Origin of the sequence: Thiothrix nivea DSM 5205 (genome assembly GCF_000260135.1) — a bacterium.
In the GTDB taxonomy this organism is placed as follows: domain Bacteria; phylum Pseudomonadota; class Gammaproteobacteria; order Thiotrichales; family Thiotrichaceae; genus Thiothrix; species Thiothrix nivea.
Window position 1 is genome coordinate 4173406 of the sequence record NZ_JH651384.1, and the last position, 11706, is coordinate 4185111.

The 11706-nt window shown below is 52.3% G+C and carries 12 protein-coding genes; 10 read left to right on the forward strand and 2 right to left on the reverse strand.

Going from position 1 to position 11706, the window contains the following annotated elements; translation table 11 throughout:
- Positions 1 to 64 precede the first annotated feature (64 nt).
- Positions 65 to 1162, forward strand: coding sequence for an acyltransferase family protein (locus tag THINI_RS20785; RefSeq protein ID WP_002710480.1), 1098 nt, complete (start codon positions 65 to 67; stop codon positions 1160 to 1162).
- Positions 1159 to 1980: a GNAT family N-acetyltransferase gene (locus tag THINI_RS20790; RefSeq protein ID WP_002710481.1), complete on the forward strand. Its 822-nt coding sequence runs from the start codon at positions 1159 to 1161 to the stop codon at positions 1978 to 1980. Before THINI_RS20785 ends, THINI_RS20790 begins: the two co-directional genes overlap by 4 nt.
- On the opposite strand, the gene THINI_RS20795 is transcribed toward THINI_RS20790, so the two are convergent.
- Positions 1952 to 3337 carry a hypothetical protein gene (locus tag THINI_RS20795; protein ID WP_002710482.1) on the reverse strand — a complete coding sequence of 462 codons (1386 nt, stop codon included), beginning with the start codon at positions 3335 to 3337 and terminating at the stop codon, positions 1952 to 1954. The genes THINI_RS20790 and THINI_RS20795 overlap by 29 nt on opposite strands.
- A gap of 355 nt (positions 3338 to 3692) precedes the next feature.
- Here THINI_RS20795 and ccoN point away from each other — a divergent pair, with 355 nt between their 5' ends.
- The 7 genes from ccoN (at position 3693) to hemN (ending at position 10601) form a co-directional block, all read left to right on the forward strand.
- A complete protein-coding gene (gene ccoN / locus THINI_RS20800; RefSeq protein WP_002710483.1) occupies positions 3693 to 5129 on the forward strand; it encodes a cytochrome-c oxidase, cbb3-type subunit I in 1437 nt (478 codons plus the stop codon).
- A gap of 12 nt (positions 5130 to 5141) precedes the next feature.
- Positions 5142 to 5756: a cytochrome-c oxidase, cbb3-type subunit II gene (gene ccoO, locus THINI_RS20805; RefSeq protein ID WP_002710484.1), complete on the forward strand. Its 615-nt coding sequence runs from the start codon at positions 5142 to 5144 to the stop codon at positions 5754 to 5756.
- Positions 5757 to 5758: 2 nt separating this feature from the next.
- Positions 5759 to 5941, forward strand: coding sequence for a CcoQ/FixQ family Cbb3-type cytochrome c oxidase assembly chaperone (locus tag THINI_RS20810; RefSeq protein ID WP_002710485.1), 183 nt, complete (start codon positions 5759 to 5761; stop codon positions 5939 to 5941).
- Positions 5938 to 6840: a cytochrome-c oxidase, cbb3-type subunit III gene (gene ccoP / locus THINI_RS20815; protein WP_002710486.1), complete on the forward strand. Its 903-nt coding sequence runs from the start codon at positions 5938 to 5940 to the stop codon at positions 6838 to 6840. The genes THINI_RS20810 and ccoP overlap by 4 nt, the downstream gene beginning before the upstream one ends.
- Before the next feature lie 165 nt (positions 6841 to 7005).
- Positions 7006 to 8400 (forward strand): cytochrome c oxidase accessory protein CcoG, encoded by a 1395-nt coding sequence (ccoG, locus tag THINI_RS20820; protein WP_002710487.1) that lies wholly within the window; start codon positions 7006 to 7008, stop codon positions 8398 to 8400.
- A gap of 18 nt (positions 8401 to 8418) precedes the next feature.
- Positions 8419 to 8922, forward strand: coding sequence for a FixH family protein (locus tag THINI_RS20825; protein WP_002710488.1), 504 nt, complete (start codon positions 8419 to 8421; stop codon positions 8920 to 8922).
- Between the two features lie 293 nt (positions 8923 to 9215).
- Positions 9216 to 10601 carry an oxygen-independent coproporphyrinogen III oxidase gene (gene hemN / locus THINI_RS20830; RefSeq protein ID WP_002710489.1) on the forward strand — a complete coding sequence of 462 codons (1386 nt, stop codon included), beginning with the start codon at positions 9216 to 9218 and terminating at the stop codon, positions 10599 to 10601.
- A gap of 2 nt (positions 10602 to 10603) precedes the next feature.
- Here the strand turns inward: hemN and fnr are convergent, their stop codons facing one another.
- Positions 10604 to 11356, reverse strand: a complete 753-nt coding sequence (gene fnr, locus THINI_RS20835; RefSeq protein WP_002710490.1) for a fumarate/nitrate reduction transcriptional regulator Fnr — start codon at positions 11354 to 11356, stop codon at positions 10604 to 10606.
- A 175-nt stretch (positions 11357 to 11531) separates the two neighbouring features.
- Between fnr and THINI_RS24605 the strand changes: the two genes are divergently transcribed.
- On the forward strand, positions 11532 to 11648 hold the full coding sequence (locus tag THINI_RS24605) for a DUF3149 domain-containing protein (RefSeq protein WP_002710491.1): 117 nt from the start codon (positions 11532 to 11534) through the stop codon (positions 11646 to 11648).
- The last annotated feature ends 58 nt before the right edge of the window (positions 11649 to 11706 follow it).

Sequence of the window (11706 nt, forward strand, 5' to 3'; positions counted from 1 at the left end):
GGGCGTCTGCTGCTGACTGGGGTTAAGTTGCTGGAAACCTGAATTTTCATGCTAAGGATAGGCAATGAAACTATACAAGCTGGAAGCAGTCCGTGGCGCTGCCGCTTTTTATCTGGTGTTGCACCATACCTTGCCGCATGAAATCTGGCTGTGGGGTGTCAATGTCGGGAATTTGCTGCGCTTTGGGCAGGAATCGGTGATTACTTTTTTTTTGCTGTCCGGTTTTGTCATCCATTATTCATGGAGCCTGTCCAGTGACCGGCGTTTCCGTGCTTATTTCCTCAAGCGGTTTACCCGCCTGTATGTGCCTTTGCTGGTGGTTTTGCCGCTCACTTGGCTAATTAGTTCGTGGTTGCAGGGTAAATGGCTTTTGCCGGATTTCCCCAACTTGGCGGGCAACTTGCTGATGTTGCAGGACCTGAAGGATGAAACCCGGCCTGGCGCGTTGGTCGGGCCGTATATGGGCAATTCGCCGTTGTGGTCATTGTCATATGAGTGGTGGTTTTACATGCTGTATTTCCCGTTGATGACCTGGGTTAAAGATGCCAGCTGGCGGACGATGCTGGTTTTTGGCATCTCTATTGCCGCTGCCATCGCCTATACGCTGGAACCCCTTTATGTATTGCGGGTGCTGATGTATTTTTCTATCTGGTGGGCCGGCGTCTGGTTGGCTGAAATTTGGCTGGGGAAACAGCGGGTCGGCTTCAGGGATGCGCTGCCTGCCATTATCGGTTTGGGCGGGGTGTCCCTGATCCTGCTGATTAACCTGTTCAACTGGATGCAGCAGGGGAATAATCCGGCAATTGGCTTCCACCCATTTCTGGAACTGCGCCACGAGGGGTTTGCGCTGGCGCTGATCTTGGCGGCAATTGCCTGGAGCAAGTTTTACTGGATTGGGTTTGATTGGCTGGTATGGCCATTCATGATTTTCGCGCCCATTTCCTATGCCCTGTATATCAGTCATGTGCATTTGATGCAGAAAGCGACCTGGTTTTCTTTTCTGGGTAACTCTTATATGGAGTGGTTCGCGTATCTGGCTGTTTTGCTGGCATTCAGTTGGTGGTTGGAGCGCAAGTTTTACCCAGCGGTACGCCGGAAAATCCTGCGTTGGGGCTTGCCGCCACGCGCCGCGCAGGTGTTTGCCGCAGGGGGGCGGACATGACTGCACTTTATGCCTACATCCAGTCGGACTTCAATTCGCCCGAGCAGATTGTGCTGCCGGGGCAACCACATCCGCCCGGGTTATTGTGTACGGACATTCCTTTCATGCCCGCACCATATCTGGATTTACCAAGTGGCGTGACGGAATTCGAGGCTATGTTTTCCAGCCGTTTCTGGAAGGAAATCCGCCGCCGTTACCGGATGTTGGAGCGGCATGAATGCAGGCTGGAGTTTATGGTTGTCAGTGATGCAGCGGGGATGCAGGTCTGGTTGCCACGGGTACGGCAAGTGTTCCTGAAACGTTGGGAAAAACACTATACCTCGTGCCTGTGGACGGATGATGATGGGTTTGCGCTGCATTTGCGTAGCGCTGCCAGGTTGGCGGATAGTGGGCAGGCGCAATTGGTGTTGCTGCTGATGGATGGGGTGGTGGTTACGTATGCGCTGACATTATTGGATGATAGCTGTTGTTACATTTTTCATCATTCAGCTTTGATGGATGAGAAATACAAACCCTATGCGCCAGGCCGTTTACTGTTTGATTTCATTATCCGCCAGGCCATTAACCAGCGGTTGCGGCGGGTTGATTTCATGCAGGGGGAGGGGGCGCATAAAGCCCTATGGACTTCCAGCCAGCGTATGGTGCGCTGGCGTGTTACGTCGCCGCAAACGATACTGGGGTATTTGTTGCACGGGCCACGAGTGGCTTATTACTGGTTGCGGGTACGTCTGCAAAACCAACTGGAACTGAAGTTGAAAGTCCAGTACTCCATCGTCTGGCTGCGGGATTTCATGGCTCAGCCGAGGGCGTCAGGCTGAAGACCCATTCCTCGATATTGCTGTAGCCGTTGACATTCCTGTCATCGGTGGCATCCGCTTGTTCGGGGTTTAGATTGTTTGCGGTTTCCCATGCGTCAGGAATGCCGTCACCGTCTTGATCAGGGTAGGGTTTACCTTCGGTGTATGGTGGCCACCCACCGGCATTGCGTTTGCAGCCGTGTGTCCAGCCTTGATCGGTTGAGCTAACGCATTGGGGGATTTCGCCTTGGCTTGTTTTGGTGTCATGAATGGCTTGGGTGTCGACTGGATCCCGTTTGGGCAGGGTAGCACCCACTATGGGCAACAGCTTTTCCAGCAATGTTTGTGCCTTGAATGTGGTGATGGGCGGGGCGGGAAAGCGGATGCTGGATTCCCAGTCCGTAGTTGGCCAGCCCTTGAGGCCAAAATCGACGGGCAATGGTTCGGGCTGGTCGTGTTCGCGGATGCTGAGATTTTCTTCCAGAAACAGTTGGTAGCCTTCACCTGAGTTGCGGGCGACGATTTCCGGCATTTCACGGTTGGAGTCCGGCCCCATGACATACAGGTTGTGGACGAGGTTGGCCTGGATATTGCCCAGTTCCCCCATGATTTCAGCGCCGTTGTGCCCCCAGTTGTACACGAGGTTGTTGACAACATCCACCACACCCGTGCCGGTCTTGATGCCGGGGTTACGTTCCTGGCTGTGTACGATCAGGTTGTGGTGCAGGCTGATGGAATGCGAACCTTCCGACCCCAGCAATACACCCCGGCTGCCCGGGCCTTCGTCATTGGAGCCGTTGTACAGGCTCGGGCCGATGATGCTGTTGCTGATGGTGAGATCGTGTGCGTCGTACCAAGTGGAAATGATTTCGTCAGTTCCCCAAGAAAATGAACAATGATCCAGCACGACATTATAGGTCTGCCTGCCATCGGTTTTGCCTTCCGCGCCCAGAATCGACAGGGCATCACGGCAACAGTTGGCTTCATCCGCTGCACCGGCACGGAAGCGCACATGCTGGATCAGGACATCGTGGGTGGCAATGGTGAAGGGTTCCCGCCTGATGGTAGGTGCGCCGGTAATCATGATGCCGTCACCGGGTGCAGTCTGGCCGAAAATGGAGATATAGGGGTTACTGATGGTGAGGTTGCTTTCCAGGTGGATGGTGCCGCCAGTGGTGAACACGACAATCCGGGGTTGTGTTTTTTCGACGCAATCGCGCAAACTGCCTGACCCGTCATCATCCAGATTGGTTACCTTGCAAACGATGCCACCACGGCCACCCGATGTGCGGGTTCCGAAGCCTTCCGCGCCAGGAAACACCGGTAATGCCTGGGCGCAGGAGGTGCAAACGAAATACAGCAACAAGATGCGGAGCATTGCTTTGCCTAATGAATGGGTGTGGGTCAAGACTAGTGAAAAAATTGCCTTATGTCCATCCGGATTGTTGTTTATTTGCTACGCGCAACCCAACCTCGGACTTTTATGCTCTCCGCTGAGGTGAAATTTTTGCGCTTGGTTCCGTTAACTTACTTGATATAAATCAATAAATTTAGAGTTCTTTGATTTGTCTCCAATCCGCCACAGTTGATGTTGATTTTAGTCAAGCATTGGCTGCCCTCCCTGATAGATGCTCTAGAAGCCGGATTATCTGTTTCCACGACGGATAGTTTCGCGCCTTCCCATGCGGAATGTTCCAGAGTGGTGATGTTTAACTTAATGTTCGGAGGGACTTATGCAAAACCAGCAGACCTACAATTACAAGGTCGTGCGGCAGTTTGCCATTATGACGGTGGTCTGGGGGATCGTCGGCATGTTGGTAGGCGTGATCATTGCCGCGCAGTTACGTTGGCCGGAGTTGAATTTTGATACGCCGTGGTTGACGTTTAGCCGTTTACGCCCGCTGCATACCAATGCGGTTATCTTTGCCTTCGGGGGTTCCGCCCTGTTTGCGACTTCGCTGTATGTAGTACAGCGTACCTGCCATGTGCGACTGATTTCTGACAAGCTGGCTGCCTTCGTGTTCTGGGGCTGGCAATTCATCATTGTGCTGGCGGCGATTACGTTCCCGTTGGGGATTACATCCTCCAGGGAATATGCAGAACTGGAATGGCCGATTGACCTGCTGGTGACCGTGGTGTGGGTGGCTTACGCGATCCTGTTCTTCGGCACTATCATGAAGCGCAAGACTTCGCATATCTATGTGGCGTTGTGGTTCTTTGGTGCGTATATCCTGACCATTGCCTTGCTGCATCTGGTGAATAATGCCGAGTTGCCGATTGTTCTGTTTGGTGGCAGTGACTGGTTCAAGTCCTACTCTGTTTACCCTGGCGCGATTGATGCGATGGTACAATGGTGGTACGGGCATAATGCAGTAGGTTTCTTCCTGACTGCGGCATTCCTGGGGATGATGTATTACTTCGTGCCCATGCAGGCTGGCCGTCCTATTTATTCCTATCGCTTGTCTGTTGTGCATTTCTGGGCGCTGATCTCCACTTATATGTGGGCCGGCCCTCACCATCTGCACTACACTGCGCTGCCTGACTGGACCCAATCCTTGGGTATGATCTTCTCCCTGATCCTGCTGGCTCCTTCTTGGGGCGGTATGATCAACGGCATCATGACGCTTTCCGGCGCATGGCACAAATTGCGTACTGACCCTATCCTGCGCTTCCTGATTGTTTCCTTGTCCTTCTATGGCATGTCCACGTTTGAAGGCCCAATGATGGCGATCAAAACCGTGAACGAGCTTTCCCACTACACTGACTGGACGGTTGGTCACGTTCACTCCGGTGCATTGGGCTGGGTGGCAATGGTGTCCATCGGTTCCCTGTATGCGCTGATTCCGAAGCTGTTCGGCCGTGATGGCATGTACAGTTCCAAGCTGATTGAAGTGCATTTCTGGGTTATGACCGTGGGCGTGGTGCTTTACATCGCTGCCATGTGGATTTCCGGTGTGCTGCAAGGCTTGATGTGGCGTGCAGTCAATGCGGACGGTACGCTGACTTACAGCTTCATCGAATCCGTTGAAGCCATGTATCCGTTCTACTTCGTGCGTTTCCTCGGTGGTGTCCTGGTGCTTGCTGGCATGTTTATCATGGCCTACAACGTCTGGAAAACCGTCGCTGATGCGAAGCCTGCCAATGATGCCATTCCGGCAGTCGCCCACTAAGGAGGATGAATCATGAGTAGCGGACATGACATTGTTGAAAAAAATACGGGCTTGATGGCTCTGTTGATTGTACTCGTGGTGAGTATGGGGGGCTTGGCTGAGATTGTGCCATTGTTCTTCATGAAAGATACCACCGAGCCTGTCGACGGCTTGAAGCCTTATACCGCCCTGCAACTGGAAGGGCGTGATGTTTACATCAAGAACGGTTGTTACCTGTGCCATTCGCAAATGATCCGCCCGTTCCGTGCGGAAACCGAGCGTTATGGGCACTATTCCGTTGCCGGGGAGTTTGTCTACGACCATCCGTTCCAATGGGGTTCCAAGCGTACTGGGCCTGATCTGGCGCGGGTTGGCGGGCGTTACAGTGATGACTGGCATCGTGTCCACCTGAACAACCCGCGTGACGTGGTGCCTGAGTCCAACATGCCGGGGTTCCCTTGGTTGTCCACCACCGTGCTGGATGGCGCGGATACGGCGGCCAAGATGAAAACCATGCAGGCGCTGGGCGTTCCTTACACAGATGAAGAAATCGCCAAAGGTCCAGATGAGGTGAAAGGCAAAACTGAACAGGATGCCTTGATTGCTTATCTGCAAAACCTGGGGACGGTCGTCAAGACCAAAAGGTGATCATGATGGATTACAACGATTTCCGTGGCATAACGACGCTGATGGTGATGATCGCCTTTCTGGGGGTCGTATGGTGGGCTTACAGCAGCAGACGCAAACAGCGCTTTGATAATGCTGCCAATTCCATCTTCGAGGACGAGGAAAAGCAGTTGCACGATGCGTCAGTTAAGGAGGTAGACAAATGAGTAGTTTTTGGAGTGGTTGGATTATCCTGATCACACTGGGCAATATTTTTGCCTGTTACTGGCTGGTTCGCTGGACAACCAAAAAGCGTTCAGGTGAAGCAGCAATGGGTGAGGTTACAGGGCATCAATGGGATGGCCTGCAAGAGTATAACAATCCGCTGCCGCGCTGGTGGTTGTGGTTGTTCTACGGCACCCTGGTCTTCTCACTGGGTTATCTGGTGCTGTTCCCCGGTTTGGGTACTTTCAAAGGTGTGTTGAACTGGAGTTCCCAGGGAAGCCAGTACGGCGATGAGATGGAACAGGCCGCCCAAACCTATGATCCGGTTTTCAAAAAGTATGCCGCCATGCCGATTGCCCAGGTAGCTGCGGATGAGGAAGCCAAAGGCATGGGTCGTCGTATGTTCCTGAGCTACTGCTCACAGTGCCATGGCTCTGACGCTGGCGGTGCGAAAGGTTTCCCCAACTTGGCCGACAATGACTGGTTGTATGGTGGCGCGCCTGAGCAGATCGAACAGACCATCCTGAATGGCCGTCAAGGCGTGATGCCTCCACACAAGGATCGCGTGGATGAAGCTGGCATTGATGCGCTGGCGAATTACGTCATGAGCCTGAGTGGTCGCGAAGCCGATGCAGCCAAGGTGGCGCAAGGCCAGCAACTGTTCACAGCAAATGGTTGTATTGCTTGCCATGGCGTGGACGGTAAAGGTAATCAGGCGCTGGGCGCTCCTAATCTGACGGACAATACCTGGTTGTATGGTTCTTCCGCAGAAACCATCAAGGAAACCATTGCCAATGGCCGTAACGGCCAGATGCCTGCCCATGCCGACTTCCTCGGTACGGACAAGGTGCATTTGTTGGCAGCTTATGTCTACGGGTTATCCAATCCAGCGGGTAAGTAAAACCCACAATAACGGGCCGTCGCAAGACGGCCTGTTTCTTGATAAAAGTCGTAAAAGTGTTTTGTAAAGCAACAAACTGTTTTTCAAACCGCTTTTTATCAAAGGAATCCGAAGTATAGCGTGTTAGCTTACGAGCCTTGATTAGCCAGGCTGAAGGGTATTGAAATGTCTGAAAATCCTGCCAAAACTGATGCCGGAAGCGGCAATGACTCTGGTTTCTACCAGAAGCACAAGAAGATCTATCCACGCAAAACCAAAGGTTTGTTTACCAACCTGCGCAAGTTCTCCGTATGGGGTTTGTTGGGGCTTTACTATATTCTGCCGTGGCTCAAGTGGAACGACCAGCAATTGGTATTGTTTGACCTGCCAGCGCGTAAGTTTTACATATTCGGTATGGTTTTCTGGCCACAGGACGTTTTTTACCTAGCGGTATTGTTGATCCTCGCAGCTTTGCTGCTGTTTTTCGTGACGGCGCTGGCAGGGCGCGTATGGTGTGGCTACGCCTGCCCGCAAACGGTCTGGAGTGAGGTTTATATCTGGATCGAGCAGTGGGTGGAAGGCGACCGCCCGCAACAAATCAAGCTGGACAATGCACCGTGGGATCGGGTCAAGATCGGCAAGAAAGTGCTCAAGCAAGTGCTATGGATTTTCTTCTCGTTGTGGACGGGCTTTACTTTTGTGGGTTTCTTCGTGCCGGTGGAAGATTTGTGGTTTGAGCTTGCCAGCGGGACTATCGCGGGCTGGTCGCTGTTCTGGATCCTGTTCTACGCCTTCGCCACTTATGGCAACGCCGGTTTCCTGCGTGAACAGGTCTGTCTCTACATGTGCCCCTATGCACGTTTCCAGAGCGCCATGTTCGACAAGGACACCATGATCATTTCCTATGACGAGGCGCGTGGCGAACCACGTGGCGCACGCAAGCGCGGGGCGGACAAGCCTGCCGACAAGGGTGATTGCGTCGACTGTACTCTGTGCGTACAGGTATGCCCGACCGGTATCGACATCCGGGATGGCCTGCAATACCAGTGCATCAGTTGCGCCGCCTGCATCGACGCTTGCGATAGCATTATGGATAAAATGGGTTACCCGCGTGGTCTGGTGCGTTACACGACCGAACATGCCCTGAAGGGTGGGACGACACACGTCTTCCGCGTCCGCACCTTCATTTATGCCGGTTTGCTGTCGTTGATCGCGTTAGCGCTGATGTATTCCATCTTCAACCGGATACCGCTGGAGATGGATATTATCCGCGACCGCAATTCCCTGTACCGCGATACCGGTGATGGTAACATTGAAAATGTTTACACCCTGAAAGTCATCAATATGGATGAAAAGGAACACAGCTATACAATCAGTGTTTCCGGTATTGATGGCATGAAGCTGGTAGGTGCGGAAAATGTGCACGTACCATCCGGTAAGGTAACGGAAGTGCCGGTTAAAGTGGTTGCCAACCCTGACAAAATGGAATCCCGTAGTCAGGAAGTCATGTTCCATATTGAAGCTACCGATACCCCGGCGCTGGCGCAAACCCAGAAGGCTCGGTTCCTCGGCCCTAATTAATCAAGGAGCAGTTACAGAATGCACGTTCAAGTTGAAGATACCAGCCCTTGGTATAAACAGTTCTGGCCCTGGGCGTTAATGGTGATGCCCGCAACGGCGGTGGTGGCTGGCCTCTACACCTATTCGCTGGCCGCATCCGGTTCCAGTGGCTTAGTGGTGGATGACTATTACAATGCAGGCAAAGCCATCAACCGTTCATTGGCGAAAGGCCAAAAAGCAGCGGCCATGGGCTTGCAGGGAAAACTGACGCTGGATGGGCAATCGGTACAACTGGCGCTGGATAATGCTGACATCCAAGCTCAGCAGCAACTGGTGCTGAAACTGTACCATGCCACTTTCCCAGGCCGTGACCAGTCGGTGCTATTGAGCAAAGCCGGTTCCGGCCAGTGGAGCGGGCGTATCCATGACTTGTCAGCAGGCAAATGGTATATCCATCTGATGCCGATGGATGAAAGCTGGCGTTTGCAAGGTACTTTGCCTAAGGTAGAAAGTGCCACTCTGGATTTGCAACCGGATTTGTAAACCCCCAGCCGGTTGATGGATATAAAAAAGAAGGCCCTCGAAAGGAGGGCCTAAGTGCTTTAGGGTATGTAGAGCGTTGTGAAGACTGCCGATTCAGAGGAGGTAACGAACATCGACACCAGCAATCTCCACGACTCATTAAACCCATTTTGTGTGTGGTTTACAATCTGCCGGATTCCAGTTTCTTGATACATATCAACTATGTTTGAGGTTTTGATTTGGGATCTTGCAATTGTTGTGTGGATGCAGCATTTATATAGGCTGCCAGGGTTATGGCATTAAATGAGGTTATTATGAACATAGTCCAATTCGATGCAAATTTGATACGCCGGTATGACACGGCGGGGCCGCGTTATACATCTTATCCGACGGCGGTTGCATTTGGACCTTTTACCGAAGATGAATACAAGGCGCACGCCTACATGAGCAATGAGGATCCTATTCCTCTGCCGTTGTCGCTGTATTTTCATATCCCGTTTTGCGACACGGTTTGCTTTTACTGTGGTTGTAACAAGATTGTCACCAAGGATCATTCCAAAGCGACTACTTACCTGGAATACCTGTTCCGTGAAATTGAAATGCAGGCCAAGCTGTATGACCGCGACCGCACGGTGGAGCAATTGCATTGGGGTGGTGGTACGCCCACTTTCCTGAATCACGATGAAATGCGCGCGCTGATGGAAAAAACCCGTCAGCATTTCAGCCTGCATATTACGGATGAAGGCGATTATTCCATCGAGATTGACCCGCGCTCCGTGACGGCAGAAACGATTGGCGTTTTGCGTGAAATCGGCTTTAACCGTTTCAGCCTAGGTGTACAGGATGTGGATGCCAAGGTGCAAGCCGCCGTTAACCGCATCCAGCCGATTGAACAGACCACTGCCATTATTGATGCCTGCCGTGCACAAGGCGCTAAGTCGATCAGCGTGGATCTGATTTACGGGTTGCCGTTCCAGACGGTTGATAGCTTCCGCCAGACGCTGAATACTATCATTGACATGTCACCTGACCGCCTTTCTGTATTCAATTATGCGCACATGCCCAACCTGTTCAAGCCGCAGCGCCGCATCAACGAAGAAGACTTGCCAACGCCGGAAACCAAGCTGCAAATCATGCAGTTGGCGGTTGAACACCTGACTGCTGCGGGCTACGAATACATCGGCATGGATCATTTCGCCAAGCCGGATGATGAGTTGGCGCTCGCCCAGCGGCAGGGAACTTTGCACCGCAATTTCCAAGGCTATACCACCCATGCGGATTGTGACCTGATTGGCATGGGCGTCAGTTCCATCAGTAGCGTGGCAGAGTGCTATAGCCAGAATGCCAAGAGCATGGAAGAGTACTGCGCGGCCATAGATGCAGGGTATCTGCCAGTTATCAAGGGGCTGACCCTGGATGAAGATGATGTGTTGCGCCGTTACATCATCCAGCAATTGGCTTGTCAGTTTGCGCTGGATTTTTCCCAGGTTGGGCGTCTGTTTAGTCTGGAGTTCGCTGATTATTTTCAGCGCGAACTGGAAATGCTCCAGCCCATGGCTGCGGATGAATTGCTGCGTTTCACCAACAAGGGTGTAGAAGTCACGCCACGTGGGCGTTTCCTGATCCGTAACATTTGCATGGTGTTTGATGTCAGCCTGCGCAAGCAGAGTGTCCAGCAGCGTTTTTCGCGGGTTATCTGAAATTAAAGTACATCACTGGCAGGGCGGCAGGTGTGATGCGCCAGCTGCTTGAGGCGGCTCATATCATCAATTTTTACCAGCCGATGCTGGACGGAAATGATGCTTTCCTCCTGTAGGCGTGAAAACATGCGGCTGAGCGTTTCGACTGCCATACCTAAGTAGTTGGCTAGGTCGTGGCGTGCCATTGGCAGGTTGAATTCATTGGCGGAAAACCCGCGCTCCCGGTTGCGCTCTGACAGGCTGGACAGGAATGTGGCGAGGCGTTCTTCGGTGCGCATTTGCCCAAGGGTCAGAAGCAGCATCTGTTCACGTTCCAGCTCAGTGCCGATCTGGCGCATCATTTGCCCGCGCATGACCGGAAGCTTGCCGCACAAGTCCTGGAAATTATCCATGCTTAGTTCACATACCAAGGTATCGTCAAGCGCCTGTGCGTCACAGGTATGGCGGTCACGGGCGAAGGCATCAAAGCCCAGCAGGTCGCCAGGAAGGTAAAAACCGAGTATTTGTTCTTCGCCATCCGGGGTTGAGAGTGAGGTCTTTACCGCGCCTGCCTTGACTGCGTAAATGGCATGTTGGCTGTCGTCACGGTGGAACAGGTAGTCTTTCTTTTTGATTTTAACCGTTTTGTTGATGGAATTTTCCAACAGATCCAGTTCTTCCCGCGTCAGGCCGCGTGGCAGGCACAGCTCGCTCAGGCTGCAATTGTGGCAGGCGACGGCGGCTTTCTTGGCGCTGTGTAAAGGGACTGTTTTCATGCCTTATTCCAAACTGTGTGGATTATCAATCGGTTCCGACCCAACTACTTCAGGGTTTGCACAAATCCCTGGTAGTCATCGTTTTTCTTGATGTGAATCAAAGCACTGTGCGTGACTTCACTTACACTTTGATTGTACACATTTATTGTCATTAGTATAAGGAGCATAGGCTATCATGGCGGAACTACTCTTTGGAAGCTGGATGGGCATATTAACCATCATCGTCATTCTATTTATGTTGGTAATGATGGCTTATCTGGGTTGGGTATTTGTAAAAAAATCAGGCGAATAGTCTGGGGCGGCAGAAATACATTCCACTTTGTCACGAGGGTGGCTAATATGCAGTTACT